Raw genomic sequence first — 26,321 nt, forward strand, 5'->3', positions numbered from 1 at the left:
GAGCCGTGAGCAACGATAGGCGGTAGAATGCGGGAGCGGACGTCCCGCCCTCCAACCGCTACGACTCAAATCCGGACGTGCGCAGGCGCTTTTCGGCAGCTCAGTTTTAGACATTTGTTGATGCTGACCTTCATTCACTCACAGCTGACGGGTATGCGCTTGCCGACGTCTGCCCCCGGTGGGTTTTGGTTTGGAGGCTGACGCCGGGGGCGCGGCGTCAGACAGTGCGAACCGTCCCGCCGTCGATGATGAACTCGGCGCCATGGATCGCCGCGGCCCGATCGGATGCGAGGTACGCGATAAGGTCGGCTACCTCTTCGGGTTCCGCGCCACGACCGATCGCTATTCCGCCCAATGCGTCGAGGACCGACTGACGGGCATCCTCTATCGTGCCGCCGTTCGCGTCCTGCAGCAATTTCAGGAAGTCCGCAGTTGCGTCCGTCATGATCCAGCCCGGCGACACCGAGTTGACCCGTACGCCCTTCGATCCCAGTTCCTTCGAGATCGACTTGCTGTAAGTCCGGAGCGCGGCCTTGGCGGCGGCATAGCCGGTCGTGGACTCGGGGAGCGGCAGGATCGACTGGATCGAGGTGACGTGCACTACGATGCCCGCGCCGCGTTCTAGCATCTGCGGGATTAGCAGGCGGTCGAGGCGGACCGTCGCCAGCAGGTTGAGGTTCAACTCGGCCAGCCAATGCTCGTCGGTCAGTGCGGCGAAACCGCCCCCAGGTGAAGAGGAGCCACCGACGACATGAGCCAGGATGTCGATACCGCCGAGGCGCTCCATCGCCGCCTCGGCCAGCGCTTCGCCACCCTCCGCGGTCGTCAGGTCCGCCTCAACATAGTCGACGCCCTCGATTGTGTCTTTGATCGTCCGGGCGGCGGTGATGACCCGCGCTCCACCGGCCAGAAAGCGCTCGACCGTGGCGCGGCCCAGACCCTTCGTGCCACCGCTGACAAGGACGCGCCTGCCCGCGAACTCGCTGGCATCCGGATTCATGCCCATACCGTCGTCTCCAGCGTCTTGATGGCATCACTGTCCAACTTGAGGCGATAGGTGAAGCGGAGCGGGCTGCCGGGGAACTCGCCGTGCGCGGGCCCTTCCAGCACGATGTCGTTGCCCTCCTCGCGGAACGTGTCGGGCTCGAAGATCGCCTTCACCGCAATCGCTTCTTCCTTCAGCATTTTGCGGATCGCGTCCTGACCCACGAAAGCCTTGCCGTTGTCGGTGAAGACGGCGTCGGGCGCAAAGTGCTTCATCATGCCTTCCAGATCGAGACGCCTGTTGGCCTCAATATAGTCGGCGATCGGCGCTGGTATTTTCAGGGACATAACCTTCTCCTCGACAGTGACGAGGACGATTTAGCGATGGACTTCGCGCCTGATAATCGAGACAAATCGGGACATCGTGACACGGGGAGCGGGATAATGGCGCGGCACTCGCTGATCGAGCTGGAAGCGGTTCTGGCCATCGTCCGATGCGGCTCGTTCCGTGCAGCGGCGCTCGAGCTTGGTATGTCGACCACGGCCACCAGCAACGCGGTGCAGAAGCTCGAGCGCGAGCTTGCCGTGCGATTGTTCAACCGCACCACGCGCAGCGTCTCACTCACCTATGCCGGCCGGATCTTCGTGGCTCAGATCAAGCCAGCGTTCGAAGGCATCCAGAAGGCGATGGATATCGCGCGCTCCCAGCAGGAGGCGCCATCCGGCACGCTGCGCATCAACGCCTTCGCGACGGCAGCCCGCGAGATCATGGCGCCCTTGGTCCTGACCTACCTCGAACGCTACCCGCAGGTTCATGTCGACATCGTTACCGAAGGGCGCTTGGTCGATGTCGTCGCGGCTGGCTTCGATCTTGGCGTCCGAGCCAAGGATTTGGTGCCGAGCGATGCGATCGCTATACCCCTGGGCCAAGAGCGACGTATCGCAGTCGCCGCGTCCCCCGCGCTTTTCGACGACAAGGCCATCCCCCAAGTGCCGCAGGAGTTGATGACCTACCCCTGCCTCCGGGGGCGGCTTCCCAATGGCGCACTGCTCAGATGGCGATTCGCGAAGGGCGGTGACGAAATGCAGCTCGACGTCGATGGCCCAATCACGCTTGATGAGGCGTCCCTTGCCCGGATCGCAGCAATCAATGGCGTGGGCATCGGGTACTTCATGGAGTCTGACGTTCGTGAGGATATTGCGGCGGGGCGGCTCGTGCGCATTCTCGAAGATTGGACACCGCCGCTCGCTCCGCTATGTTTATACTATTCCAACCGTAGAAATTCCTCGGCGGCCTTTCAGGCCTTCACTATGCTCGCCCGGGAATGCGCAGCCGGGCGCCTTTGACCCAGTACCGGACATTGAGGCAGCTTCCCGACCATTCCTAAACCTACCGCTCGTTCAGCCTTCGCCATTCGCTCGGAGCAAGCCTTCGCGATCAACCCGCCTAGAGGTATCGCGTGCGGGAAGCGCTACTCGGCGCTCGTGCGCCAGGTCACGAACCATATCGCGAGGCCAGCCAGCGCAAGCAGGGCACCGATCGGACCGGTCGAGGTCCATCCCAACCCGGACGCTATGGCCGCGCCGCCGAGCCACGCTCCCAGGGCGTTGGCCGTGTTGAAGGCGCTGTGATTAAGTGAGGCGGCCAACGCCTGCGCATCGGCGGCAATGTCCATCAACCGGGTCTGCAATGGCGGACCCATCGATAATGCCGCGAAGCCGACGAAGAACATATTGATCATCACCGCCGCGATGCTGTGCGCGGTGATCGCGACGAGCCCGAGCGTCACCACGTTGAGCGCCAGCGTGATCCAGATCGCGCGCATCACGCCCCGATCCGCCAGCCAACCGCCGAACAAGCTGCCTGCGACCATCCCTATGCCGATCACCGAAAGGACGAGTGGGACATGCGCCTCGGTGATGCCCGTCACTTGCGTCAGCATCGGCGTGATGTAGCTGTATACCGCAAAGACGCCGCCGAAGCCGATCGCCGCGATGGCGAGCGTCAGCCAGACCTGACCACGCTTCAGTGCGCCGAGTTCGGTGAGTGGGCTGGCATCGTCCGGCGCCGGGATCGGCTTCAGCGCGAACCGGCAGAGGATCGCGGTCGCCAGGCCAATGCCTGCGACGACGACGAACGCCGCGCGCCATCCCGCGGCCTGCCCAACCGAGGTCGCGAACGGGACGCCGACAATATTGGCGCAGCTGAGCCCCAGCATCATCCGCCCTACCGCCTGTGCACGCTTGTCGGGCGGTACGAGCGATGCGGCGACGAGCGAGGCGATCCCGAAATAGGCGCCGTGCGGCAGGCCGGCGAGGAAGCGCGCGGCGACGACTAGGCCGTAGCTGGGCGCGAGCGCGCACAGCATGTTGGCTAGCGCGAAGAACACCATCAACCCGATCAGCATCGCCCGCCGCCCGGCCCGGGCGAACACAGCCGCAAGCAACGGCGCACCGATCACGACGCCGAGCGCATAGGCGCTGATCATGTGCCCCGCGATGGGAACGGTAACGTGCACATCGCGCGCGACATTGGGCAACAGCCCCATTGAGGCGAACTCACCGGTACCGAGCGCGAAGCCGCCGAGCGCCAACGCCAACTCGGCAAGAAGCGTGCCGTGCGGCGGCGTGTCGTCGCGATCCGCGACGGTTGCGGAAGTGGCCATCAGCATTGGGAAACCTCGGGTTGGATCCGGCATCCACTCCCGCGCCGGTGCTTTTGCACTCAGCTCGGGGTATGTGGCCTCGCCGGAACCTGCTTGCAACCGCACCGCAGCGATCGATCTTCAGTCCGCGGCCTCCACGACCTTCATCTGTTCTGCGTTCATCCGGCCGCCCGCGACCTGGATGCCGGCGAAGGCGTCGTCGATGTCGCGCAGGTCCTGCACCGACAGATCGACATCGATCGCGCCGACATTGTCGCGCAGATGCTGCACTTTGCCGGTTCCCGGGATCGGCACGATCCAAGGCCGCTGCGCCATCACCCAAGCCAGCGCAACCTGCGGGAGGGTCGCCTCCTCGCGAGTGGCGAAGCGGCTCAGCACTTCGAGGATGCGCTGGTTCGCGGCAAGCGCCTCGGGCTGGAACCGATCGAAGCCGGCCCGCAGGTCGGTGCTTGCGTCCAGTTTCGAACGCGCATCGAGCGTGCCGGTGAGGAACCCCATGCCGAGCGGCCCCCAGGGCACGAACCCGATCCCCAGTTGGCCGCAGACCTCCAGCACCCCATTTTGCTCGACGCTACGCTCCATCAGCGAATATTCGGTCTGCACCGCGCTGACTGGGTGCACGGCGTGGGCGCGGCGGATAGTATCGGGGCCCGCCTCAGACAGGCCAAACTGCAGCACCTTGCCCTCAGCGATCAGCTCCTTGATCGTTCCCGCGACATCCTCGATCGGCACGTTCGGATCGACGCGGTGCTGGTAGTATAGATCGATGCGGTCGGTCCGCAGGCGCCTAAGCGATTGCTCCACGACCTTGCGGATGCGATCGGGACGGCTGTTGAGCCCGCCGGCTCTGTCCTCGAGCTCGAAGCCGAACTTGGTGGCGATCCTCACGGCATCGCGGATCGGAGCCAGCGCCTCACCGACCAGTTCCTCGTTGACATAGGGGCCATAGACCTCGGCGGTATCGAACAAAGTGACGCCGCGATCATGCGCTTCGCGCAGCGTGGCGATGCCTTGGCGGCGATCAGCGGCGGGGCCGTAATTGGCGCTGATGCTCATGCATCCGGCACCGAGCTGCGAGACCTCCAAGTTTCCCAATTTGCGCATTTTCATCTGTGTTACTCCTCGAAGAACGCGATCGGTGTGATCGTTGAAGGGTGGCGCCGAACGGGTGCGGGCCAAGGCGCCGAAGGGTGCGACCGCGGCACCGACCACGATCGCTGTCAGCAGTTCGCGGCGGCCGGGTAGGATCGTGAGAGGGTCTGAAGATGGCTGCATCTGAGTCTGTCCCGGCTACTGATCTGCCAAAAGATAGACACATAGTGATCGATCGATTAGGCGGAGGAGGTTTGTTGGACCCATAATCGGTGCTTATCAGTGCAGCGTGACGAGATGGCCGATCTGACCGCTTTTCTGGCAATTGCCCAAGAGGGCTCGTTCACGCGCGCGGCACGGCGGCTGGGCATGTCGCAACCGGCGCTCAGTCAGATTATGCGCCGCCTAGAAAGCCGGCTGGGACTGCGCCTTCTCCAGCGGACCACGCGCAACGTGTCGCCGACCGAGGCCGGCGCCCGACTGCTCGACACGCTAGCCCCGGCGCTTTCGAACCTGGACGCGACCCTCGCCGCGCTGACCTCGTTGCGCGACAGGCCGTCGGGGAAGATCCGCATCACCGCGGTTGAGCATGCCGCCGAGACCTACATCTATCCGGCGCTACGCGCGCTGCTGCCCGAATATCCCGACGTTAGCGTTGAAATCGCGCTTGATTACGGACTGACCGATCTCGCCGGCGGACGGTTCGATGCCGGCGTTCGGCTGGGCGAGCATGTTGATAAGGACATGATCGCCGTGCGCATAGCGCCGGATATGCGACAGGCCGTAGTGGGGTCGCCAAGCTATTTCGCGCAACACGCAGCGCCGCGATCACCGTCGGATCTCACCAACCACCAGTGCATCAATCTCTGGCTCTCTGACCCTCAGGGCCATTATGTTTGGGAATTCAGCAAGCGCGGGCGCGAACCCAGGGTCCGTGTGGGCGGTCCGCTTGCGTTCAACAACATCGCTTTCATGCGGCGTGCTGCGCTCGACGGCTTGGGGCTAGTCAACCTGCCCGAGAATTATGTCGCGCCGTATCTGGCGGACGGTCGGCTGGTCCGTGTGCTGGAGGATTGGTGCGCGCCACGGACGGGCTATCACCTCTATTATCCAAGTCGTCGACAACCCACACCCGCATTCTCGCTAATCGTGAACGCGCTCCGGTATAGACCTTGACGATAACAGCTGAGCAGACAGGAGCGAAAAGTTCGGTCTTCGCTCAGACATCCTCTGCCCGAATGCGTGGCAATGACCGAGAATTGGTCACTCAGCGACACTTTGATTGTCTGCGAAAGCAGCCGTTCGTTCATCGTAGTGGGCGAAACAAGCAGTGGATCATCCATGTTTGGTGCGGCGCTCGTCTGTTAGCGGTGGCGACGACCTCTCGCTTTCTCCCGCCCGCCCTGCGCCGTTGGGGATCGGCGCGGTAGGTATTTATAAAGTTCAGGGTCTTAAATCGCATCTACGGCACTTCCGACACTGCAGCCTGGGGCGCCACAACGATCCGGGGTCACCGTCACTATGAGCGTGAGCGTCGATGCCCCCGGGGCTATAGATCTGGCGGAGGGCGTGCCGTTCGCCGCGCGTCACAATCAGCACCGCAACGAGCAGATGCTCGCCGGCTCCGCCACGGCCGCGATCTGCGCCGGTCCGGACAATCTCATCGTGTCCTGGAACACGGCTGCGGAACGGCTCTTCGGGCACAGTGCCGCGCAGGCGATCGGCAAACCGTTATCGATCATCATTCCGGAACGGCTCAGGGCAGCCCATGAGGCCGGGCTGGCGCGCGCGGTTCAGAGTGGCACGGCCCGCCTCGCCGGGCAATCGGTCGACATCCTCGCGCTGCATGCGGACGGGAGCGAGATTCCCGTCGACCTGTCGCTGTCGATCTGGTTCGAAGCCGGTAAGCCGATGTTCGGCGCGCTACTGCGCGATATCGCCGACCGCCAGTCGGCAAAGCAGCGGCTCGAACACCTCGCGCATTGTGACACGCTGACCTCCCTTCCCAACCGGAACGCCTTGCATCAGCGCCTCGTGGCCGAACTCGCAAGTGGGCCATGTTCCCTGCTCTTGCTGGACCTCGACGGATTCAAGCACGTGAACGATAGCCTAGGGCACTCGGTGGGAGATCAACTCCTAATCGCCGTCGCCCGACGGCTGAACGCCGTCATCGCGTCAAGCGAGTTCATCGCGCGGCTTGGTGGCGACGAATTTGCGATTCTAGTGCCGCACTGCGAGGATCCTCTGGTTCTCGACACACTCGCGAAACGAGTCTTCGAGGCGCTCCAATCTGCGTTTCACCTCGCCGGGCAGACAGTCTATGTTGGCACAAGCATCGGCATCGCGAGCGCGACCCACGCCAATTCCGATTGGGAACAGCTGCTCGTCAGCGCCGATCTCGCGCTCTACAGCGCCAAGAGCGAGGGCGGTGGCACCAGGATGTTCTTCGCCCCCGTGATGCAGAGCAGATCGGAGCAACGGCACCGCCTTAGTTCCGAGCTCCACGATGCATTGTCGTTAGGACAATTCGACCTGCTGTACCAGCCGCAGGTGGCGCTCGACGATACGACGCTTACGGGTGTGGAGGCGCTCCTACGATGGCGTCATCCGGTTCATGGCGTGCTCCCGCCGCCATCGTTCATCGAGCTTCTCGAGCATAGTCCGGTGGCCGAAGACGTGGGCGATTGGATCGTTGACACGGCGTGCGCCGCCGCGGCGCGGTGGATACGAATGGGGTGGAGATCGCCGCGGGTGGGGATCAACCTCTTCGCGGCACAGCTTCGGTCCGGGCGGCTGATGCAGGTTGTGTTGACTTCTCTCGAACGGCACGCGGTATCGCCCGATTGTCTCAAACTGGAGATCACCGAGAACACTGTCCTCCAGCATGACGCCCAGTCGACTAGCGTGCTGCGCGCTTTGCGAGAGATGGGCGTGGGGGTCGCCTTCGACGATTTTGGGACGGGGTTCGCCTCGCTCAGCTTGCTGCAGAGGTATCCGCTCACGCGCCTCAAAATAGACCGGGGCTTCGTATCGCAGATCAATCGCGATGCTGGAGATGCCGCGATCGTCCAGGCCGTGATTGGGATGGCTACGGCGCTCGACCTGGAGGTGATCGCCGAGGGCGTCGAGACCGCCGAGCAGGAGGCGGCGCTGGTCCGCCTAGGCTGCAGCGAGGCTCAAGGGTTCCGTTACGGGCGGCCGATGTCCCAAACCGACATCGAGAGCCGCACTCTTTTTAAGTCGGCGACCTTGCAACCGGTCTCTGGGCTGCCACGCGAACGGAGGCAAGCGCGAAGCTGAATGATCGCCCAAGGCTCACCCAGCGAATTTTTACCCCTTTGCCGTGCGTTCTCAAGCGGTTCCGGGACAGCAGCTCTGCAAGTGTTCTGCTTCGAAAAAGCCGGGTCCGGATCGACCCACAACCGACCGTTCATAGCGAGTTTGCCGATCCCCCACTTCAGACACTTGTTCAGAAGGTGGGCACGGTGCCGAAGTCGGTCATGAACTCGTTGCCGGTGATGAATCTAGCGCGCGCGGTTCGGGTGCGCGATGATGCAGCATGATCGTCGATCAACGCCAAGCTGATGCGAGTCTCAGGGGCGTCGTGCGCTCCTATGCCGAGCGGCAAGCGCAGCTTGGCGTGGATGCCGTGACATCACCCTTACCGGCGAGACCTGATCAATTCATCGAGATTTATCTGCAGGACCGCTACCGGGTTTCGCACGATGATCGCGCAGCATCAATCGCGCCGGAGGTCGTGATCGTCGGCCCCCAGAGCTACCGGCGCACACGCCTCATCCTCTCCGGCAGCATCCATGTATTCACGATCCGATTTCAGCCTGCTGGATTTCATGCTCTGTTCGGCACGCCGATGACCGCGTTGGTCAATGAGGGCATCGCGATCAGCGACGTCATCGGCCCCGCCGGGACGGATCTGCGGGATGCAGTCATGTTAGCTTGCAACTTCGATCAGCGAGTCGTTGCCGCAGAGCGCTGGTTGAGGAGCAAACTCGATCGCTTATCCCCCATCGACCCGGTGGCGTTCTCGGCTGCTGCGTTGCAACGTGCGGGGGGAAGGTTAAGCGTGCGCGCGCTTGCCCGGGGGGCTGAACTTAGTGACCGACAGTTCACGCGTCGGTTTGAGCGACAGGTAGGCCTCACCCCCAAACTGTTTGCGCGAACGGTACGCCTGAATGCGGTACTCGACGCGAAGGTCCGCTCGCCGTGTGCTACCTGGACGGAGTTGATCCACGACGCCGGTTATGCCGACCAGGCACACTTTGTACGCGATTGCCGTGCCCTCGCCGGAGGTCCTCCCGCCAGCTTCTTTGCAGAATGGGCACGAGGGCGCTGACGCTTTTGTTCAATCGCTGCCGTGTCGCCAGCGCTAATCCGCCCTCACCTATGGAGGACGCGACATGGACCGGCGGCAAACGATATTGGGGCTACTTGCGGCAGGACCGTTAATGACCAGTGGAACAGGGGCGACGATGCTGAACACAACGGCTGACAAGGTGCAGCGACTGGCGGATCGATACGCCGATGCGTGGAACGCCTCCGATATGGACGCGATGGCCAAGCTGTACGCTGGTGATGTGCACTGGGTGAACATCGTGGGCATGCACTGGCAGGGCAAGGCGCAGGTCGACCAAGCTCACCGTGCTTACTTCGACATCATGTTCAAGGGTGTCCCTCTGACACTCGAAGCAATTGAATCCGTTGTCGCCCTGCCCGGAGGAGCTTTGGTTGCCGTGCTTCGATGGGCAGTTGGTGCATTCAGAACGCCCTTCGGCCAGCAGATGCCGCCAAGCCGCGATCGCATGTCACTCGTTCTGATCCCACAAGCCGATGAAATCGTGATCGCGCATGGTTCTAACGTTCAGATCGACGAGCAAGCGCAAAACTCTGATCCTATTCGCCAAAAGCAGCGATAGCTCACGCAGGATCGGAACCGCAGAGGTCCTGCTGATAGATGAACTCGGGAGCTCTGCCCGATTTCTTTCGTCGATTTCGGCGGCCAAGACCCACATCCGGTCATTAAAAACGCTCTGTGCGCTTCCCAGCAACGGACATTCGTTCACGTAGTCGATGGTCAAGCGTTTGCCCAACGGCTTTCGAGGTGTGGCGACGCGATAAGGCTTGTCGGTCGCGGTACGCCGGGCGGCGGATTAAAGACCCCGTTTGCCAGGTAATTGATCGCGCCAACTACGCCTGCATGTGAAAACGGCTTGGCGATCACGCCGTGCGCACCGGAAAAATCTGCGGGTATCTTCGAGACGTTTGCAGTGACGAAAACGATCAACGCGTCGGGCCAGTGCGCCCGGATATATCGGCAGACATCCAGCCCGTTCGTATCGTCTGCCAGGTGTATGTCGACAAACGCCAACTGCGGGTTCAGATCGTCCGGTAGTGCCTCTACTTCCTGAAGGCTGGCCGCTTCCGCCAACACGCGATGGCCGCTGTCCTCGACCATTGCCTCGATATCCATCGCGAGGAGCATTTCATCCTCGACGATCAGAACTTTCATCGTGTTGGTCATGATCCCGCTTCGGTTCGAGGAAACGTGATCGTTACGCAGGTTCCCGGCGCGTTGTCCCGCCAGGTTGCGTCCGCGCGAGCTTGGCGTGCCAGACGCGTAATCAGCGACATACCAATGCTCTTGCTACGGGCGATGGATGGAATGCCCGGACCGTCGTCGCAGATCCGGATGGTGCCGTAGTCATCGCCACCTTCGACGACGAGGCTTAGATGACCCGACCGGCCGTCGGCGAAAGCATGTTTGACGGCGTTGGTCAGAATCTCGTTGAGGATCAGGCCAAGTGCCGATGCATTGGCGGCGTCTACGTATAGCGGCTGCGCCCGTACATCGAGCGTGATGTCACTGCGACCGCTCGACCCAACCACATCTGACACGAGGCTTTCGGCAAAACTGCCCATATCGAACCGTGTGATGTCGGAGGATTGGTATAGCTGGCGATGGACGACCGCCAATGCATCGACGCGCTCGAGCATGGAGTCGAGCTTGGAGGCCACAGACGGGTCGTCGATCGTGCGAACCTGGAGGCGCAGAAGCGATCCGATCATCGTCAGGTTGTTCTTAACGCGATGATCGACTTCGTGAAGAAGGATCGTTTTAGCGTCGAGCGCTGCGCGAAGATCGGCAGTCCGCCGCTCAACCTCTTGCTCGACCAAAGCCTTCTGATCATTGATGATGTTCTGCGCTTCCACGCGATCGCTGACGTCGAGCTGAGACGCGAAGAAGAAGCGAATTACACCCTCCTTATCCCTTACCGGGGACAGATACAGCGCGTTCCAAAAGGTCGTACCGTCCTTGCGATAATTGAGCAGATCGACATCGACGGCCTGACCCGCTGCAATGGCGTCGCGCACCTGCGCCACGGTGGCAGGATCAGTCTTGGGACCTTGAAGAAAGCGACAGTTACGGCCGATAATTTCGTCCCGGGTATACCCGGTCAGATCCTGAAACGCGACATTGCAGAATACGATCGGGTTATCGGCTTGAGCCGGGTCCGTAATGACCATAGGCATTCGTGTAGCTCTGACAGCGGCCGCGAAAGGATCCCCTCGCCCATGCTCGTATTCGAGTTCGTCAGTAAGATGCCAGTCGTCGCGCTGCTTCAAAGTGTACCTCCGGCGAAGGCCGGATGGCTTCACGCATTCGTGAACGGAGCGCTCGAGATAACGTTCCGGAATGACCCAATTCCGGGCATTTGATGGCCATGAAACGCTTCTCGAAACCGGCCGTTGGTTCAGGTGACGCTGAACGGCTGAAAGTGGGCGCAAGCTGAAAGGCCGGTTTCGGCGGTCAATCGCGTGAAACGGACATTGGTCCCCAATTATGGATCAGTCGGCTTCAGTCTCTTCGATTGGAGAGACGGTAGGTCCCGCTGGTTTCCGCTGAAGTCCAGTAAATCCCAGTTATTTCGTCTTGCAACGTCGGATCTAGATCGAGAATTGCTGCGCCTCTGTAGCTATTGCTCGCTGCGCCAGGTTCCGGATTGGTGGTGACCAGGAATATATAGTGTAGTTGCGGCAAGCCCGACTCTGGATCCCTTTTCGGCGCCGTGGAAAGCGTTACGGATCGTGAACCTGGCGCGATCACCGTCATGCTAACCTTCAGGAAATCTTGTTTGACGATCGCCTTAGCCACGATCTTGCGCCCTTGGCCCTGCGCGCCGCCCAGCGCAATCTCCATATCCCATTGACCATGTATATCCGGATAGAGCCATGCATTGAGCTGGGGTATGCGGCGCCAAAACCATCGCCATCCAACGGTGAACCAAAAGAAGAGGATGAGCTGCAAAAAGCTCGATCCCCCGAACGCAAAGGTTGCCGCCGGCCACAGCCCTATTTCCTTGCCGCCAAAGCTGACCAGTGCCGCGAACAACAGCAAGGCCACGCTGGCATAGATCACCGCGATCCAGCAGATCACGATACGGACGGGCAAAAGGCCGATCAACGCGCGGGTCCAAACCAGATCTCATGGCCGCGCTCGAAGATTGCTATGCCGAGTTCTCGGCTGGCGATCCCGGTCGCGAGCACCCCCGGCAATGCCGAACCAAACAGGGCAGCGACATAACGCCCGCCAAAATGGCGGCTGCGGTCCAGCACGATGCCCCGCACGATCGGCGGCGAGAAATATTGCGCGATGGCAAGCGGATTCAATGCACTCGATAGGACATGGAAACCGTCATGATAGGGGCCGGCCTGTTGCGATATAGCTGCCAGGAAGCCGCCGAGCTGGTCGCCGGTGACCAGTTGGGGCGCGCTATCGCGCAGCGGCAGTATAGGCAGGCGCTCCGGCGCGTCGCAAATAATCAAACCGATCCCTGAAAACCCATCGCCGGCCCGGTTCGCCACATCCGCGAGCAGTCCGGCAAGCGCGCCGACCAAGCCGGCAGAGGACGGCTGCGTGCTCATGCTGTTTCCGGGGCCTTATCCCCGTTGATCGGCCTTTCCCAGAAGGACCGCCAGGGCGTCGCGCGGGTGAGGCGGACATTGGCCGCCGTGTTCATGCCGCGCCGCCACATGCGGTCGTTCCACATGCGGCCATGCAGTACATTGGCATCTTCTCGGTCACGCACGATCCAGGCGGCACCTTTGAAACAGTTTGTATCGCTCGCCGTATCGGTCTCGTTCTGTTGCTCGAAAATATAGGCGAGGCCGTGCTTGCCCTGCCGACCGCGGAACGGCTCGACGACGATCGTGTCCGACTGCTTGATCGGCCCATCGCCTTCCGGATTCCAGACCTCCATGTCCATGCTGACCCAACCTTGCGTGATCTTCGCCCGTAACCGGCTGGTCTGGAGGGGCGGCAGGGCATCGGACGGGCACAGGCGCATGTCGAGGGTGACCTTGGCATCCATTGCAGCGTCAAGGATCGCCTCGATCCGCGAGAAATTGGACTCGAGTTCGACAACCCACTCCCCAGACAAGTCCGGATAGAACCAGCGGTTGAGCGGCGGCACGAGCTTCCAAAAAATCTTCCAGGCGGGGGTCAGGAAGAAAAGCGCCACCACGCCCTGAATGACGAGTACTACCCAACTGTTGGTCGGCGACAGCCCGATTGCCTTCAGGCTGGGCGAGACGGCGTTCAAACCTATCAACAGGAAAATCGCCAGCCAGGCGACCGGCACTGCCAAGAAAGTAGGGGAGAGCATCTTGAACATATGATGAACGAGCCTACGTCATTCACGGGGAAGGAGCAACAAGCACCACTGAAGCCGCGTAGCGGCCGGGGAGGAAAGATATGGGGTTTCTCGCGCGCGCAAGCGCATTGTTCGTCGGCGCTTCGCGCTTCCAGAGCTATCATGAAGCCTTGCTGGTCGAAGACGACCGCGAGGCCGCGCTCAGGAGCGCTCAGCGGGAGATTCGCCAGACGCTTCGCGAAGCGGCCCGCAAGATCCCGCTCGAAGGCCGTTTCTGGCGCGGCCGGTTCATGACGGTTGCGGCAAGCCAGCGGCCGTCGATCGTACCCAAGTTCAAGACGCAGGGATCGGTGGACTATGATCTGCTGGTCGAGCCCTGGCACCTGCCGCCCCAGCAAATCGACTTGGACGATGGGGTCTACTTCAATGTCGAGTATCTCGATAGCGGCGAGCCTGCGCTGGTCGCCGAAGCGCTTTACCAGTTCATCGAAGAAGCGCTGATGCCACTTTGCAAGGCGCGTGGCTGGTACCTGTCCGAGAAGGATTGCTGCGTCCGCGTCCAGGTCGCGCGCGATGCCCATATCGATTTGCCGATCTATTCGGCGCCTCGGCGAGTGACCGAGGCGATCTCATTCCAGGCGCAGGATACCGCGCTCGCGAAGCGTTCAGGCGAACGCTACGAGCGCCTGCCCTCTGACAAGATCATGCTGGCCTATCGCGACGGGACCTGGACCCAGTCCGATCCTCTACGCATGAAGGACTGGGTTGAGGCATGCGTTACGCGCTATGGCCCGGACTTCCGGCGGGTGTGCCGCTATCTCAAGGGCTGGCGCGACCAGCGCTGGGCGAAGCCCTGCCTAACGTCCATCACGCTCATGGTCGCCGTCGAGAAAGCACTAGGTATGTTGAACGGCGGGCACCGGGCACTTCCAGATGATCATCTTCTCTACGAGGTTGCGCAGCGCCTGCCCGGAATCCTGCGCGGCGAGTTGCTTAACCCCGTCTTCCCCGGGCAGCGCATCATTCTCAACGATTGGTCCCCGGAGGACCGTGATGCGGTTATCGGCAGCGCCGAGGCGTTGGCAGCGGACCTGCACTCGGCGTTGAAGGGCACGCATGACGCAACGCTAGTGGTTGAGAGCCTTCGACGTGCACTCGGCACCCGCATCCCCTATCGTCCCGACGCTGTGGAGATGATGCCGACCATCGCGGCCACGGTGGCGGCGGAGCGTCCGGCGAAGGTTGCTTCTCCTACGGTGAGCGCCTCGACCTCCGGATGAACTCGCCCGATCCGATCTGGACGATCCATGCGACGCTCACCGCCAAGGGGTTCACCTATATAGGCCCGCCTGCCACCTATCAGGGCCCTATCAAGGTCCATGGCAAGACGGTGACCATCGAGGCAGCGTTCTCCGACCTGAGCTTCGCGACCTTGCCCGTCGTCCGACTCGTCGACGGCGCCGCACTCGGTGAGCGGCAGATCGCCCACCTGCTGGTCGGTGGCGGCATCTGCTACACCGACGAAGGCGGACTGGTGCTCGACCTCTATGATCCGGGCGGCGCCGCGCTTCGCGTCCTCAACGAAGCAGCAAAGGCACTGGAGCGATCCTTCGGCGCCAGGTCGCGCCATGAATTCGACAATGAGCTCGCGGCCTACTGGCGCGGCCGCTATTTCTATTCGGCGATGCAGCTGCCGAGCTCGCCCGCGATTGTCGCTGCCGATATCGTCAAGCTGGGGACAGGCAAACCGTCGGGGCTTGTGCTAGTGGCGCGGGATGCCTGGCAAGCCAAGGGGAATACACGCGAGCAGGCCACCGTGCTCGTTTTCGACCGGCCGCTTCGTCACGCCGAAGGCTTTCCGCCAGAACGGCTCGACCAAGCCATTGCCTATATCGCGGGTCAGGAAAAGCCGCCACCTGGCTGGCAGGCAGCGGTGCTCGATGCCTCTGCACGGCTCGAGGACATTCTTTTAGCAGCCCCCAATGCGATCGTTGGCTGGCGTTCCAGGCTGACGGGGACGTTGGCGCTCATCCATGCCAAGCCCAAGGGCTTTCGCCCAAATTTCCTGCGGGCATCGCTTGCTTCGAGGACCAAGGAAGTCATGCTCAAACATGAATCGGCAACGAAAGCAGATTTGCGTTTTTGCGTTGGCCGCAATCTAGATGGACGCACCGGCCTGATCGGAAAGCGGGTCGCCTTGATCGGGTGCGGCACGATCGGCGGCTATCTGGCGCACCTTCTCGTTCAGAACGGCGCGGGCTGCGACGCCCCCCTTACGCTTTACGATCCCGATACCCTCAAGCCCGGCAATCTGGGGCGACATGTGCTCGGTTTCGGCGATCTTGCCAGGCCCAAGGCCGAAGCGCTCGCGGCATTCGTGCAAGGCTTTCATCCCGATGTCGATGTCACCTATCGTCAGGGTAACGCGCTCGCCGATTGGGACGCTCTGGCGCGTTGCGACCTCATCATCGATGCGACCGGCGACGCCAATGTGTCCACTGCTCTGAATGACCCTTATTTAAGGGCGAGAATGGACGGCCAGCAACTGGCTCTGCTTCACGCATGGGTTTTCGGCAACGGAGTTGCCGGCCAGTCCTTCCTGAACCTGGGCGATGGACTCGCCTGTTATCGCTGCCTGCGTGCTGGCTTTGGAGGGCAATGGCGATACAACCCGATGCGGGATCCGGATGCCGAGGTGCGGCGGGCGCCGGCGCATTGCGGCGAAGGCGGTTATGTCCCATTCCCGTCCGATGCCCCGGTCGCAGCGGCAGCACTGGCCGTACGCGCGGCGGTCGATTGGGCGGGCGGCGAGCCTGGCCATCGGATGCGCACAACGATCGTCGATCCCGTGCATGGCCGGGATCGGCTTGCCTGGGTGTCACCGGATCCATTGGCCCAATGCGCAGCGTGTAGCGGGTGAGTGGGTCGCTGATCCTTTTCGAGGAAGCGGTTATGGCGTCACTGATTGCGGATGTTGCGCATCTTGGCGGCCGCGAGGAGCGTGGAGGCATTCTGCTTGGGACCCGGCGCGGTGCGCACTTTCATGTCGTCGACGCCACCTTGCCGATGATCGGAGATCGGGGCTCGCGCTTCGCTTTTCGGCGGGGACGGGCCGGGCATAGCGAAGTCGCTCGCAAGCGTTGGCTGCAGTCTCGTCATGTCGTCGATTGGCTGGGCGAATGGCATTCGCATCCAGAGGCGATCCCCACCCCCTCCGGCGTTGATCTGAACAGCTGGCGCTCAATCACTGACCGGCGCCGCGCGCCAATGCTCTTCCTGATCCTTGGCTATCAGGCGTCCTGGATGGGCGTGATGCAGCCCGGCTGTGCGCAGCCGACCAAATTTGCCGAACGCGAACGCTCGCCGGCCGGAATCGGCTTCGCGCCAGCTTAGTAACGGCGCAGCGCCCGGGTCATGACCCCAACGACCGCGCCCGTCGCATCGGTGCCGACCACGATGTTGATCGCCTTGCCCGTCAACTGATCCACCGCCGCGGCAACCGGACCATCCGCCGGCAATGCCGTCCAGCCGGGACCGACATTAACCGCCGCGAGCAATGCGCTGACCGTCTGCTCGCGCGGCGCGGTCATCCCGTCATTGGCCTTGCTGTCGTCGGCAAGGAAGCGGATCAGGTCGAGCGGCCCAAACGCCGCAACTAGCGCTCCTCGCTCATCCAGGCAGACGGCCACTTGGCATTTTCGATCGAACTGCGCCGCGACGTCTTCGAGCGTCGTTGCCTCGGTAACTGCGATGAAATCGGGCGCCAATCGGGACTCCAGGTTCACAAAGCCTGCAGCGGCACCTCGCGGCCGGGTACGGATGATGGTGCTGAGCGTCGAATGATGCTTCAGCCATGCTGCGGTCTCGATGCAGCGCAGGCCCACAAGCTCGACGATGCTGGCATAAACATCGGTGACATTGAGATCCAGGACCGGCTCATGATGGGCGACGCGGTTGCGGAACTGGTTGATGGAACGCGCCATCGTTTGGATGTCGTGTCGCGTCGTTGTTTTGGGCAAGTTCGGAAATACGACGTTGAGCCCGGTTCGCCAGAGAGCGCCATAGTCGGGACGGAACAGGTTCGACCAGAAATCGAAGGTCAGTTCCGCGACCACCCGGCTGCGAGCCGCGCCGGCGCCGGCGCGCTGGATGGCTTTGTCGAGCGTCGATAGGCCCTCTGGCATCAGCACGGTGTCGCGGAACCCCGCATCGAGATGCCAAGTCGCGCCATGCTTTGTCACGAGCAAAGCGTCTATAGCGTTGCGCAGAGTGATCTCGACAACGCCTAGCGGGAACATGAACGCCTTGGCCACTCGTGCGTTGTAGAGGTAGAGGGCAATCGCGTAGACCTCGTTACCGCCACCTTTTTTGAGATAGGTGGCGAAGCGAGGTTCTGACAGTGAGGCCCGGATTGCGGCGATTTGGACCGGCAAATTGGGGTATGGTACTTGACTTTCTGCCATTCCCTCGCCTAGTTATCTCTTAGCAGTCGAAGCGGCCCCACTGGCGAAAGCTATGCGCCCTCGGCACAGAATATAGGGCACCAGGTCAGGCTAGTCCTCACCTGGTGTTTCTGTATCTAGCGCCCACCCTCCAATTCGTCGAGCATCCTACTCCGGCAACCGCACGGGATGCCGAGTGGGCGCCGCGCGGAGTGATCGCTTTCCGCATAGTTGCTGACGATCGCCCACGAGAGGAAAGGTAGGGTCTGCTTTCAAACGGCTCGGCAATGACTGCGAATGACCGATTGTGGGGCGCTTAGTTGCCCAGTGAGGCGACGTGAATGAACGGCCGCTAAGGGCATTTCGCCGCCTCAAACCGGTCAGTCTGGTTTCCACCATTTCTCACATTCGTTGCGCTATCGACGTCAGCTAGGCGACGTGCCAGCTTCGCGGCATGTGCAATCGATACCGCATGACCGCCAAACAGGCCGAGGTCGCCGCCCGCTACGGCGTGGACCCGATCTATTCCGAGGACGCCACCTTCCAGCCCCCCGAGCTGTTTCCCGATCGCCCGGCATGGGTGGTGCGGCAGGACGAAGCCAATCGCACGCTCGATACGATGGTATGGGGCTTCCCGCACAAGGTGCCCGGCAAACGCATCGACAAGGCGACCGGCAAGCCCGTCCTGCTCGACAAGAAGATCACGAACGTCCGCAATTACACGTCGCCGTTCTGGCGATCGGCGCTGGTGAACCCGGCGCGTCGATGCCTGGTGCCCTTCACCGCGTTCAGCGAATACGGCCAACAGCGGGGAGAGGACGGCAAGTTATCGCTCCACTGGTTCGACGTGCCCAGCCGGCCGATCGTCAGCTTCGCGGGCGTCTGGCGTCCGACAGAGGCCGGAGCGGTGTTCGCCTTCCTCACGACCGAGCCCAACCCGCTGGTCGCGCCGATCCATCCGAAGGCCATGCCGGTGCTGCTCGATGCGGAAGACGAAGAGCGATGGCTCACCTGCCCGTTCGAAGATGCGGTCGCTTTGGCGAAGCCGTACCCGTCGCAGCTAATGTCAGTGCAGGATGCCCCAGATCCAGGTGCCGCCATCGATCAGGCTGAGCCCCAGCGTTCCAACGACCAGTACGCCGAGCAGCCACGCCTCAATCTCTAGCGTCGTGGGACGCCGCCACCTCATGCCTTTGGCGCGTCGATCAGTTGGAGAAGCTTCGCCGCAATCTCCTTCCATCGTTGAACGCCTGCGACGTCCCCGGCCAGCGCCAGCGTCGCGACACGCTCGGCGACGAACACGGGAGCCTGGTCGCCGCGTTGGCGCAGGACCATCCCTGCTTCCGCCCAACGCTCCTGGTCCGGTGTCATCGCTTTCCTACACGATCCAACATGCGCCACGCCGATATCATGAGCGAGGACGACGAACGAGAGAAGCTGTGGTGGCTGGCAACACTGATCGTCGGCGGAGCGTTTGTGGCGGGCCTGCTAGCGGCGCTCAGGGCGCTGTAGCCCGCGCTATTTGGCGCGCCGGCGGCTACCAAACAGGTCGTTGAGATAAGCCGCGAGCCGGACACCGCCTTGCTCCAGACGCTCCTCGAGTCGCGTCTCGTTGTCGTAGACGTAGCGATAGGAGAGCGAATTATCGTCGCCGAGCGGGTATATCTGATCCCGCAGCAACGCGCTTTCCTCGATCCAGACACGCGGGTCGGTGACGGACCATGCTTTCGCGTCAGCGGGCGTAATGCGAGTGTTCAGCCACGCCGCCATCTCGGAGTAGGACAACTGGGTCTCGTTGATCAGTCCTGAGTCCCATACGCTGTGCAGGTTCGTGGACCGACCCATGAAGGTCACCCGCCGCTCGTTGCCGCCCCTGTCGAGCCCGTTCCCAGCATGAAGCGGTTGGTGAAGGTCTCCGACCAGATGTACAATGAAACGTAACGCAGCCTGCTTGTCGGCCACCGTCGCTTTACGATCGCGGACCACCGCAGCGTAGCGTGCCAGCGCCGTGACAGCGTCGCCTTCGGGCGGCGCGCCGACCTCATCGTAGGTTTTACCAGCAGGCAACGTCACGTAATGCCAGGGGTCTGCCGTCTTCTGCCAGAAGGGGGAGGGATCGGACTTCATGAAGTCCGGCCAGTTCGACGCCTCGGCGAGAGATTCGACGCCCAGCAGACGCTTCACCCCCGCCCTGGCGCGGGCGTTAAGATGCGAATTAGCAATCTGGCCGACAACGCGGTGCCCCGTCTTGCCCCACGCAAGCGCCTGCGATGGTGCGAGAAAAAGACAAGCGGAGGCCGAAGCAAGGATCAAAATTCGCATCATCGCGGCCTGCCCATGGTTCATGGCGCTTTCGTGTCATCTGCGGGATGCCGGTCGATTCGAGACCTTCCGTTCGCGTTTCGTTCTGTCATACGACGCTCATGGTTGGGCCGCCTAAAACGTTGCAGGATCTGCGCAGGATCGAGGCTGCGGTGCGCGTCACCTGCCGCGCTTGCGGCCGTGTCCATCTGCTCGATCGTGAGGAGCTGATCGCTCAGCGGATGAATGAACGCAGATCGTGCGAATGGCCGATCGTTCGTGCGGACCTATCTTGCCGCGCGTGTCATGAACCGAATGTACGGGTTGATGGTGTCCCGTTCGCCGAGAACGCCGTTGAGCTACGTCAGCGACGATCCACGATGCTGATGATTAACCTGTCACTGGTCGTGCTCGATCAGGCAGCGCGGCAGTCGGCGCGGGAGCGACCGGCGGAAGAAGCTGTCCGGCTCGCGCTGCGAGTGCTGCATCCGCACGTCGCGGACAATGCCATGCTGACAGAGTTCTGGCGGCAGGCGATGGATCGCAAGGAAATGGTCTACTGCCATCCGCAGCTCGTTATCCGCTGGATCGTCGGGCGGCTCGTTGCGCGCGGCTATGCCGTGTGGGCTGAATTGCGTTAGATAATGCGGTCTGGGGTTCAGGCATTCAGACGACACCCAGCCTGCTCGGACCAGCTCGCCACGACCGTGCCCGTCAACGTCAACGAGCGCACGTCGAGCCCGGCGGGATGCCGACTGGCCAGGATCGCTTGTGTGAGCGCGGGCGACAGGAACGCCAGCCGCACCACGCGGGTGAGGTAGGAGCCCGTCACCCCTTCCCGCGCGGCAAGCAGCTTGATGTCGAGCTCGCCCTTGCGCAGTTCCGACCACCATCCGTGCGCCTGAACAAGCAGCTTGGTGAGCGACACGCTGCTACGTTCATCGCCGGGTGCCCCGTCATGAACGAGCCGAAGCACTCTTCCTGATCGCGTCAGTCTCGCGTCCAGCGTGATAATGATCTCTGCAGGCGCGTCTTCGTGCTGCGTCGCCGCGAGCGCCGTCGCAATCGCGAGCGTGTCGTAGCTGAGCACCACCTGCCCTTCCTCGATCCGCACCTGCGTGATCATGCCCGCCAGCAGCTTGGTGTTGCGTCGCGTCTCGGTCAGCTCGGCGCAGCGATCGTGCAGTGCGCTGATCCTGTCGGGTGCGACATCGAGCCATGCGCTGGCGACCAGCTGAAGCGGATCGCGGAACAGCTCCCCTGCCCGGTCGATCACCAGCCGTTCGATCTCGCGAGCCGGCAGGCGGATGTTGCTGCTGGCGGTGCCATGGTGGAGCCCGTGGCTGACGTAGTAGCGGTAGCGGGTTGCGCCCTTGCTGGCATGCGTGGCGATCAGCGGTTGGCTATCCTGATCGACGATCTTGCCCGCCAGCAGGCTCGGGTTGCTGGCACGGCTGCGACTGCGCGTTCCATTGCTGTTGTCGGCTAGCGTCGTCTGCACCTGGGCGAACGTGTCTCGGTCGATGATCGCTGGGTGCTTGCCGGCGTAGACCGTCCCCTTGTGCCCGATCTGCCCGGTGTAGGTCACGCACTTCAGCATGAGGTACAGCTGCCCGCGCGAGAACGTGCGACCGCCGATCGCCTTGCCGGTGCTGGTTGCGCGTTCGGGTGAGCGGATGCCCGTTGTTATGAGGTCGTCCGCCAGCAGGCGCACGTTTTTGAGCTCCAGATAGCGCTGGAAGATGTGCTTTGTGATACTGGCATGCTCTGGCACGATTGCGAGGCTGCGGCCGTCGGGCTTGTAGCCCAGCGGCGGGATACCCCCCATCCACATGCCGCGCGCCTTGGATGCCGCGATCTTGTCGCGGATGCGCTCGGCGGTGACCTCGCGCTCGAACTGCGCGAACGACAGGAGCATGTTAAGCGTGAGGCGTCCCATGCTGGTGGTGGTGTTGAACGACTGCGTCACCGACACGAAGCTGGTGTCTGCGGCATCAAACGCCTCTACCAGCTTGGCGAAATCCAGTAGCGAGCGGGTCAGCCGATCGACCTTGTAGACCACGATGATATCGATCTTGCCCGCTCTTACGTCCGCGAGCAGGCGCTGGAGCGCGGGGCGCTCCAGCGTGCCGCCCGACAGACCGCCGTCATCGTATGTGTCCGCCACCGGCGACCAGCCTTCACTAGCCTGGCTCAGGATATAGGCAGCACACGCCTCGCGCTGCGCGTCGAGGCTGTTGAAGCTCTGCTCCAGCCCCTCGTCCGAAGACTTGCGGGTGTAGATGGCACAGCGGATGGTCTTCATGCTGCCACCCGCTTCTTGAGCCCGAAGAACGCAGGTCCCGACCAGCGCGTGCCCGTGATCGTGCGCGCTACCTCGCACAACGAGCGATACTCCCGATCCGCATAGCGGATCACCTGATCCTCGCTTCCGTCCCGCTCTTCGATGGTGACGACATGCACCTTGCCTTGCCACTCGCGCACCAGCCGCATGCCCGCACGTGAGCGCGCGGTCCTGGTCTTGCCGCGCGCCCGCTGATCGAGCTGGCGGGTCACCTCGCGGCTATGCCCGCCCAGCCGCCGCGCCTGGATCTCCCATGCCAGTGCCAGCCGCAGCAGCTTCGGGCTGATCCGTGGCACCGGGCTGGCGGTGAGCCGCGACCAGCGTTCGCGCAGCTCGGTTGACGTCAGATCGTCCAGTGCGGCGATCTCCAGCTCCAGGTCGATCATGCCACCACCTCGATGCGGTAGCAGGTGGCGTCATCGCGCTTGCTCTTCACCAGCACGTGGCCCTTCTTGCGCAGGCCGGTCAGCGCTGCGCGGGTCGTGTGCGGTAGCCAGCCGGTCGCGGCGATCAGGTCCGCGAGCGTGGCGCCCTCCCCGCGGCGCAGCAGCGACAACACGGTGTCGGTCTTGGTCGCAGGCTTCTGCGGCGCCGCTGCAGGCAGCGCAGGCTCACCGCCCTCCCCTTCCACCGTCACGTTGATCGCAGCCAGGCCCGCGGCGGTGACGTAGGCACCGTAGCGAAGGTCACCGTCGCGGCGGCTGACAGCAGAGTTATCGGTGGTCTCTCGCTCTTCGGCCATGCCGAGCTTCATCAGCGCAGCGATCGCGGTGGCCGCCCGTGCGGCGGCGCCGTTGCGGGTCTGGGGCAGCGGGTAGAGCGCTCCGCTATCGCGGTTTGCGGCTTGCGCCAGCAGCAGCGTCTGAGTGTCGTTCAGCTTGGGCATCTGCGTGTCTCCGGTGGCGAGCAGCGCTATTGCTGCTGCCACCGGGCACAGCCCCGTCGATCATGCAGACCAGGGGCTCATTGGTTCGCCGATCCACCAGCGAGTCGACGTGCTGTCGCTCTGTCGCAGCTTGAAGTCGAGTTCGATTGCCCAGTCACTCAAGAATGCTAGGGAACGATATACGGGCACGTCCGCATGAGAACCATCCGACAGGGGTTGCTGTCAGACGCGATGCCCGATGCTGCGACAGCACCGCCGGACGCATTATTGCCGCGAATCTGCTCAACTCGATTGTCAGGGTCCCACCGCCCAGCTTCTGAGAAGTAAGATAATCGGATCGAAACTCACTTCCCACGGGCCTCATACTTTCTTTGGCAGCAACCTTCCGTGCTCGCGTTTCGTGACCCGTAATTGCGCCGTGGGCGCAACAAGCCTCGGTGCGCTCTGCGTAGAAAACTTGTTCGCTACGGGATTGATTTGCGTCAGTGTGATTGCGCGAGGCATTTCTCATTTATGTGCGTTGGACCGACATCATGCGCACCCCGCGTCGATGTCACACGACTGCATGGCATTTTTATCTTGAAGGACGTTTTCATGCGAAACCACTCTCTAGTGATGCTAGCCTTCACAATTTCGGCCCCCATGTTCGCCGCTTCGGCGCAGACACCGCCCCCGCCCCCGCCCACTGAAGCCAAAACGTCAGCCGCACCGTACGTCAAGGCTGCCGGAATGAGCGACCTGTACGAGATCAACTCCAGTCAGGTTGCAATGGAGCGTTCGCAAAATCCGGCGATCCGACGTTACGCGGCGATGCTTATCAAGCATCACCAGATGACCACAGCATCTACTATGGCCGCGGCGAAGAAGGCGGGTATGTCCCCGGCGAAGCCGATGCTCGATCCGGGCGCGAGCGCGTCGGTGCGTGAATTGCAGACGGTTGCTGTCGCCAATTTTGACCGCACTTATCTGGCGCAGCAGGTTCCCGCACACCAAGCCGCACTCGACCTGCACATGAGCTACGGCCGGGACGGCGACCAGCCTGCGCTGCGCGCATCGGCGAAGAAGGCCGTACCGATCGTGAAGCAACATCTCGCAGCAGCTGAAAAAACGAAGGATGGCGGCATGGCCGGTAATCACGGCATGTAATGACCCGGGAGCAACCCCGCCCTCGCGGATTGCGATGGCGGGGTCGTTTGGCATTGTTCGACCTTATCAACACCCCGGGTAGATAATTTATGACCTCCCGCCTGCCAAGCATGCTCTGGCTTGTCCGCCATGGCGAAAGTGCCGGAAACGTGGCGAGAGACGCGGCGCATGCCGCAAGGTCCGACCGGATTGCTCTCGACGCGCGCGATGTGGACATTCCGCTGTCGCCGCGGGGTGAAAAGCAGGCTGTCGCGCTTGGCGACTGGTTCGGAGTGCTCAATTCCTGTGCCCGACCGGACGTGCTGCTGGCATCGCCCTATGTCCGGGCCCGGGCAACCGCTGAAATCTTCCGCAGCCGCTGGGATACCGATAACGCGCTTCCGATCTGTCTGGACGAACGGCTGCGAGAGAAGGAATTCGGTATTTTGGACGGGCTGACGACCGGCGGTGTCGCGACGATCCACCCCGACCAGGCCGAGTTCCGCCGCATCCTCGGCAAGTTCTACCACCGGCCGCCCGGCGGCGAAAGTTGGTGCGACGTCATCTTCCGCTTGCGCTCGGTGATGGACATGATCGCGCTGCATCATCCGGGCCGGCGGGTGATGATCGTTGCGCATCAGGTCGTCGTGCTATGTTTGCGCTATGTCATCGAAAACATGACCGAGGAACAAATATTAGCGATCGATGCCGACGGTGATGTCGCCAATTGTTCAATCACCGAATATCGCCGCGACGGCAATGCAGCATCGGGCGATAATTTGATCCTGACGCGCTATAATGCGGTCGCGCATCTTGAAGGCGATGCCGTAGCCGACGTGACCGCCGAACCCGAGCGCACGCCGGGGGTCCGGGGATGAACGGCCCGACACAGATCGATAGCGCCTGGATCGCGGCCAATCCGGTGCCGGTCCACGACGCCACCGCCACGACGAAGAACAGTCGCGGCCGCGTTTTGGTCATCGGTGGCTCGCGCATGGTGCCCGGGGCACTCAGGCTGACCGGCGAAGCCGCCCTGCGCACCGGCGCAGGCAAATTGCAGATGGCGACGGTCGCCTCCGCCGCGACGGGACTCGGCCTGCTCGTGCCCGAAGCAGGGGTCGTGGCGCTTGAAAAAGATTCCGATGGCGAGATCAACGCCGGTATGCCCGCGTTGCTGCGCAAGTCGCTCGATGAATGCGAGGCATTGGTCGTAGGCCCCGGCATCGGGACAATCCGGGCCGCTGCCGCTTTACTGAAGATGGTCGTCGATCGACCGCGGAGCGACCTGATGCTGGTCATCGACGCGCTGGCACTGGGATGCGCAGTCGGTCTGAAAGCCGAGCTTGCGGCCTTTGCGGGGCGGATGGTGTTCACCCCGCACCATGGCGAGATGGCGATGCTTACGGGTCTGGACGAGCGTGCGATCTTGGACGACCCTGCACGCATCGCCCGTGAGGTGGCCGACAACTATCATGCGGTGGTGGTGCTCAAGGGCAGCGACACGATAATCGCCGGACCGGCGGCAGAATCGCTTCATTATGGTGGAGGAGGCACCGGCCTGGCCACCGCAGGATCAGGAGACGTGCTGGCAGGCGCGATCGGTGGGCTGCTGTCGCGCGGCGCGACACCCCTGGTGGCAGCCGGATGGGGCGTCTGGCTCCACGGTCAGAGCGGAAGGCGGGTCGCCACGACGGCGGGTCCGATCGGTTTCCTCGCGCGCGAACTGCCTCCCGAATTTCCTCGCCTGCTTCCGCAATGACTCCAGCGCCCTTGACGCCCAGGCGATCCGTTGTCGTGGTAAGCGATTGGGTC

Annotated in this window: 28 protein-coding genes; 13 read left to right on the forward strand and 15 right to left on the reverse strand. The window is 62.6% G+C overall.

What is annotated here, in order from left to right; all coding sequences use genetic code 11:
- Positions 1–217: 217 nt before the first annotated feature.
- Positions 218–1,006 (reverse strand): SDR family oxidoreductase, encoded by a 789-nt coding sequence (locus ASG29_RS16045; protein WP_055986738.1) that lies wholly within the window; start codon positions 1,004–1,006, stop codon positions 218–220.
- Complete coding sequence (locus ASG29_RS16050; protein WP_055986741.1) at positions 997–1,332, reverse strand: nuclear transport factor 2 family protein; 336 nt, start codon at positions 1,330–1,332, stop codon at positions 997–999. Before ASG29_RS16050 ends, ASG29_RS16045 begins: the two co-directional genes overlap by 10 nt.
- Positions 1,333–1,428: 96 nt before the next feature.
- Between ASG29_RS16050 and ASG29_RS16055 the strand changes: the two genes are divergently transcribed.
- A complete protein-coding gene (locus tag ASG29_RS16055) occupies positions 1,429–2,331 on the forward strand; it encodes a LysR substrate-binding domain-containing protein (RefSeq protein WP_055986744.1) in 903 nt (300 codons plus the stop codon).
- 125 nt (positions 2,332–2,456) lie between these two features.
- On the opposite strand, the gene ASG29_RS16060 is transcribed toward ASG29_RS16055, so the two are convergent.
- On the reverse strand, positions 2,457–3,650 hold the full coding sequence (locus ASG29_RS16060) for an MFS transporter (protein WP_200932559.1): 1,194 nt from the start codon (positions 3,648–3,650) through the stop codon (positions 2,457–2,459).
- A 120-nt stretch (positions 3,651–3,770) separates the two neighbouring features.
- Complete coding sequence (locus ASG29_RS16065) at positions 3,771–4,760, reverse strand: aldo/keto reductase (RefSeq protein ID WP_055986751.1); 990 nt, start codon at positions 4,758–4,760, stop codon at positions 3,771–3,773.
- A 264-nt stretch (positions 4,761–5,024) separates the two neighbouring features.
- Between ASG29_RS16065 and ASG29_RS16070 the strand changes: the two genes are divergently transcribed.
- From ASG29_RS16070 to ASG29_RS16085, 4 genes are all read left to right on the forward strand, one after another.
- Entirely contained in the window at positions 5,025–5,918 is an 894-nt protein-coding gene (locus ASG29_RS16070; RefSeq protein ID WP_055986753.1) for a LysR family transcriptional regulator, read from the forward strand.
- Positions 5,919–6,269: 351 nt separating this feature from the next.
- A complete protein-coding gene (locus ASG29_RS16075) occupies positions 6,270–8,042 on the forward strand; it encodes a putative bifunctional diguanylate cyclase/phosphodiesterase (protein ID WP_235532974.1) in 1,773 nt (590 codons plus the stop codon).
- Positions 8,043–8,301: 259 nt separating this feature from the next.
- Positions 8,302–9,096: a helix-turn-helix domain-containing protein gene (locus ASG29_RS16080; RefSeq protein WP_055986758.1), complete on the forward strand. Its 795-nt coding sequence runs from the start codon at positions 8,302–8,304 to the stop codon at positions 9,094–9,096.
- A gap of 64 nt (positions 9,097–9,160) precedes the next feature.
- The gene (locus ASG29_RS16085) at positions 9,161–9,676 is read left to right on the forward strand and encodes an SgcJ/EcaC family oxidoreductase (protein ID WP_082516254.1); all 516 of its coding nucleotides are present in this window, start codon (positions 9,161–9,163) and stop codon (positions 9,674–9,676) included.
- Positions 9,677–9,834: 158 nt separating this feature from the next.
- On the opposite strand, the gene ASG29_RS16090 is transcribed toward ASG29_RS16085, so the two are convergent.
- The 5 genes from ASG29_RS16090 to ASG29_RS16105 all read right to left on the reverse strand — a co-directional run bounded on the left by ASG29_RS16090 (position 9,835) and on the right by ASG29_RS16105 (position 13,432).
- The gene (locus tag ASG29_RS16090; protein ID WP_055986765.1) at positions 9,835–10,281 is read right to left on the reverse strand and encodes a response regulator; all 447 of its coding nucleotides are present in this window, start codon (positions 10,279–10,281) and stop codon (positions 9,835–9,837) included.
- Positions 10,278–11,417 carry a histidine kinase dimerization/phosphoacceptor domain -containing protein gene (locus ASG29_RS16095; protein WP_268796252.1) on the reverse strand — a complete coding sequence of 380 codons (1,140 nt, stop codon included), beginning with the start codon at positions 11,415–11,417 and terminating at the stop codon, positions 10,278–10,280. The genes ASG29_RS16090 and ASG29_RS16095 overlap by 4 nt, the downstream gene beginning before the upstream one ends.
- A gap of 199 nt (positions 11,418–11,616) precedes the next feature.
- On the reverse strand, positions 11,617–12,222 hold the full coding sequence (locus ASG29_RS16920; RefSeq protein ID WP_156458119.1) for a hypothetical protein: 606 nt from the start codon (positions 12,220–12,222) through the stop codon (positions 11,617–11,619).
- Positions 12,219–12,683, reverse strand: coding sequence for a hypothetical protein (locus tag ASG29_RS16100; RefSeq protein ID WP_055986771.1), 465 nt, complete (start codon positions 12,681–12,683; stop codon positions 12,219–12,221). Before ASG29_RS16100 ends, ASG29_RS16920 begins: the two co-directional genes overlap by 4 nt.
- The gene (locus ASG29_RS16105; protein ID WP_055986774.1) at positions 12,680–13,432 is read right to left on the reverse strand and encodes a hypothetical protein; all 753 of its coding nucleotides are present in this window, start codon (positions 13,430–13,432) and stop codon (positions 12,680–12,682) included. Before ASG29_RS16105 ends, ASG29_RS16100 begins: the two co-directional genes overlap by 4 nt.
- Positions 13,433–13,512: 80 nt before the next feature.
- Here ASG29_RS16105 and ASG29_RS16110 point away from each other — a divergent pair, with 80 nt between their 5' ends.
- From ASG29_RS16110 to ASG29_RS16535, 3 genes are read left to right on the forward strand one after another with little or no spacing between them, the layout of a single operon-like run.
- Positions 13,513–14,691: a CBASS cGAMP synthase gene (locus ASG29_RS16110; protein ID WP_156458121.1), complete on the forward strand. Its 1,179-nt coding sequence runs from the start codon at positions 13,513–13,515 to the stop codon at positions 14,689–14,691.
- The gene (locus ASG29_RS16115) at positions 14,688–16,331 is read left to right on the forward strand and encodes a ThiF family adenylyltransferase (protein WP_055986780.1); all 1,644 of its coding nucleotides are present in this window, start codon (positions 14,688–14,690) and stop codon (positions 16,329–16,331) included. Before ASG29_RS16110 ends, ASG29_RS16115 begins: the two co-directional genes overlap by 4 nt.
- Before the next feature lie 32 nt (positions 16,332–16,363).
- On the forward strand, positions 16,364–16,804 hold the full coding sequence (locus tag ASG29_RS16535) for a Mov34/MPN/PAD-1 family protein (RefSeq protein ID WP_156458123.1): 441 nt from the start codon (positions 16,364–16,366) through the stop codon (positions 16,802–16,804).
- Here the strand turns inward: ASG29_RS16535 and ASG29_RS16120 are convergent.
- A complete protein-coding gene (locus ASG29_RS16120) occupies positions 16,801–17,844 on the reverse strand; it encodes an Abi family protein (RefSeq protein WP_235532976.1) in 1,044 nt (347 codons plus the stop codon). The two genes, ASG29_RS16535 and ASG29_RS16120, sit on opposite strands and share 4 nt — an antisense overlap.
- Before the next feature lie 463 nt (positions 17,845–18,307).
- Between ASG29_RS16120 and ASG29_RS16125 the strand changes: the two genes are divergently transcribed.
- The gene (locus ASG29_RS16125; protein WP_055986786.1) at positions 18,308–19,018 is read left to right on the forward strand and encodes an SOS response-associated peptidase; all 711 of its coding nucleotides are present in this window, start codon (positions 18,308–18,310) and stop codon (positions 19,016–19,018) included.
- Positions 19,019–19,038: 20 nt separating this feature from the next.
- Here ASG29_RS16125 and ASG29_RS16130 read toward each other — a convergent pair whose 3' ends face one another.
- Both ASG29_RS16130 and ASG29_RS16135 read right to left on the reverse strand, forming a co-directional pair.
- Positions 19,039–19,224 carry a DUF6961 family protein gene (locus tag ASG29_RS16130; RefSeq protein ID WP_055986789.1) on the reverse strand — a complete coding sequence of 62 codons (186 nt, stop codon included), beginning with the start codon at positions 19,222–19,224 and terminating at the stop codon, positions 19,039–19,041.
- A 147-nt stretch (positions 19,225–19,371) separates the two neighbouring features.
- Positions 19,372–20,199 (reverse strand): S1/P1 nuclease, encoded by an 828-nt coding sequence (locus tag ASG29_RS16135; RefSeq protein ID WP_235532978.1) that lies wholly within the window; start codon positions 20,197–20,199, stop codon positions 19,372–19,374.
- Positions 20,200–20,222: 23 nt separating this feature from the next.
- Here ASG29_RS16135 and ASG29_RS16925 point away from each other — a divergent pair, with 23 nt between their 5' ends.
- Positions 20,223–20,795, forward strand: a complete 573-nt coding sequence (locus tag ASG29_RS16925) for a hypothetical protein (protein ID WP_156458125.1) — start codon at positions 20,223–20,225, stop codon at positions 20,793–20,795.
- Positions 20,796–20,812: 17 nt separating this feature from the next.
- Here ASG29_RS16925 and ASG29_RS16145 read toward each other — a convergent pair whose 3' ends face one another.
- Genes ASG29_RS16145 through ASG29_RS16155 form a run of 3 tightly spaced genes read right to left on the reverse strand, consistent with a single transcriptional unit; the run spans position 20,813 to position 23,384 of the window.
- A complete protein-coding gene (locus ASG29_RS16145; RefSeq protein ID WP_055986795.1) occupies positions 20,813–22,459 on the reverse strand; it encodes a recombinase family protein in 1,647 nt (548 codons plus the stop codon).
- Entirely contained in the window at positions 22,456–22,884 is a 429-nt protein-coding gene (locus ASG29_RS16150) for a DUF2924 domain-containing protein (protein ID WP_200932558.1), read from the reverse strand. Before ASG29_RS16150 ends, ASG29_RS16145 begins: the two co-directional genes overlap by 4 nt.
- A complete protein-coding gene (locus ASG29_RS16155) occupies positions 22,881–23,384 on the reverse strand; it encodes a DUF3489 domain-containing protein (protein ID WP_055986797.1) in 504 nt (167 codons plus the stop codon). Before ASG29_RS16155 ends, ASG29_RS16150 begins: the two co-directional genes overlap by 4 nt.
- 642 nt (positions 23,385–24,026) lie before the next feature.
- Here ASG29_RS16155 and ASG29_RS16160 point away from each other — a divergent pair.
- From ASG29_RS16160 to ASG29_RS16170, 3 genes are all read left to right on the forward strand, one after another.
- Complete coding sequence (locus ASG29_RS16160) at positions 24,027–24,530, forward strand: DUF4142 domain-containing protein (RefSeq protein ID WP_268796254.1); 504 nt, start codon at positions 24,027–24,029, stop codon at positions 24,528–24,530.
- A gap of 89 nt (positions 24,531–24,619) precedes the next feature.
- Positions 24,620–25,387 carry a histidine phosphatase family protein gene (locus ASG29_RS16165; protein WP_055986803.1) on the forward strand — a complete coding sequence of 256 codons (768 nt, stop codon included), beginning with the start codon at positions 24,620–24,622 and terminating at the stop codon, positions 25,385–25,387.
- Complete coding sequence (locus ASG29_RS16170) at positions 25,384–26,268, forward strand: NAD(P)H-hydrate dehydratase (RefSeq protein WP_055986807.1); 885 nt, start codon at positions 25,384–25,386, stop codon at positions 26,266–26,268. Before ASG29_RS16165 ends, ASG29_RS16170 begins: the two co-directional genes overlap by 4 nt.
- Positions 26,269–26,321 lie beyond the last annotated feature (53 nt).

This window comes from Sphingomonas sp. Leaf412 (assembly GCF_001425405.1).
Taxonomy (GTDB): domain Bacteria; phylum Pseudomonadota; class Alphaproteobacteria; order Sphingomonadales; family Sphingomonadaceae; genus Sphingomonas.

Bases quoted from the DNA above. Each gene is read 5' to 3' on its own strand.
- ASG29_RS16050 (WP_055986741.1), bottom strand. From the start codon at position 1,332: ATGTCCCTGAAAATACCAGCGCCGATCGCCGACTATATTGAGGCCAAC.
- ASG29_RS16060 (WP_200932559.1), bottom strand. From the start codon at position 3,650: ATGGCCACTTCCGCAACCGTCGCGGATCGCGACGACACGCCGCCGCAC.
- ASG29_RS16165 (WP_055986803.1), top strand. From the start codon at position 24,620: ATGACCTCCCGCCTGCCAAGCATGCTCTGGCTTGTCCGCCATGGCGAA.
- ASG29_RS16150 (WP_200932558.1), bottom strand. From the start codon at position 22,884: ATGATCGACCTGGAGCTGGAGATCGCCGCACTGGACGATCTGACGTCA.
- ASG29_RS16170 (WP_055986807.1), top strand. From the start codon at position 25,384: ATGAACGGCCCGACACAGATCGATAGCGCCTGGATCGCGGCCAATCCG.
- ASG29_RS16105 (WP_055986774.1), bottom strand. From the start codon at position 13,432: ATGTTCAAGATGCTCTCCCCTACTTTCTTGGCAGTGCCGGTCGCCTGG.
- ASG29_RS16925 (WP_156458125.1), top strand. From the start codon at position 20,223: ATGCCGGTCGATTCGAGACCTTCCGTTCGCGTTTCGTTCTGTCATACG.
- ASG29_RS16045 (WP_055986738.1), bottom strand. From the start codon at position 1,006: ATGGGCATGAATCCGGATGCCAGCGAGTTCGCGGGCAGGCGCGTCCTT.
- ASG29_RS16100 (WP_055986771.1), bottom strand. From the start codon at position 12,683: ATGAGCACGCAGCCGTCCTCTGCCGGCTTGGTCGGCGCGCTTGCCGGA.
- ASG29_RS16135 (WP_235532978.1), bottom strand. From the start codon at position 20,199: ATGAACCATGGGCAGGCCGCGATGATGCGAATTTTGATCCTTGCTTCG.
- ASG29_RS16090 (WP_055986765.1), bottom strand. From the start codon at position 10,281: ATGACCAACACGATGAAAGTTCTGATCGTCGAGGATGAAATGCTCCTC.
- ASG29_RS16130 (WP_055986789.1), bottom strand. From the start codon at position 19,224: ATGACACCGGACCAGGAGCGTTGGGCGGAAGCAGGGATGGTCCTGCGC.
- ASG29_RS16110 (WP_156458121.1), top strand. From the start codon at position 13,513: ATGGGGTTTCTCGCGCGCGCAAGCGCATTGTTCGTCGGCGCTTCGCGC.
- ASG29_RS16115 (WP_055986780.1), top strand. From the start codon at position 14,688: ATGAACTCGCCCGATCCGATCTGGACGATCCATGCGACGCTCACCGCC.
- ASG29_RS16085 (WP_082516254.1), top strand. From the start codon at position 9,161: ATGGACCGGCGGCAAACGATATTGGGGCTACTTGCGGCAGGACCGTTA.
- ASG29_RS16155 (WP_055986797.1), bottom strand. From the start codon at position 23,384: ATGCCCAAGCTGAACGACACTCAGACGCTGCTGCTGGCGCAAGCCGCA.
- ASG29_RS16065 (WP_055986751.1), bottom strand. From the start codon at position 4,760: ATGAAAATGCGCAAATTGGGAAACTTGGAGGTCTCGCAGCTCGGTGCC.
- ASG29_RS16125 (WP_055986786.1), top strand. From the start codon at position 18,308: ATGTGCAATCGATACCGCATGACCGCCAAACAGGCCGAGGTCGCCGCC.
- ASG29_RS16055 (WP_055986744.1), top strand. From the start codon at position 1,429: ATGGCGCGGCACTCGCTGATCGAGCTGGAAGCGGTTCTGGCCATCGTC.
- ASG29_RS16535 (WP_156458123.1), top strand. From the start codon at position 16,364: ATGGCGTCACTGATTGCGGATGTTGCGCATCTTGGCGGCCGCGAGGAG.
- ASG29_RS16160 (WP_268796254.1), top strand. From the start codon at position 24,027: ATGTTCGCCGCTTCGGCGCAGACACCGCCCCCGCCCCCGCCCACTGAA.
- ASG29_RS16080 (WP_055986758.1), top strand. From the start codon at position 8,302: ATGATCGTCGATCAACGCCAAGCTGATGCGAGTCTCAGGGGCGTCGTG.
- ASG29_RS16145 (WP_055986795.1), bottom strand. From the start codon at position 22,459: ATGAAGACCATCCGCTGTGCCATCTACACCCGCAAGTCTTCGGACGAG.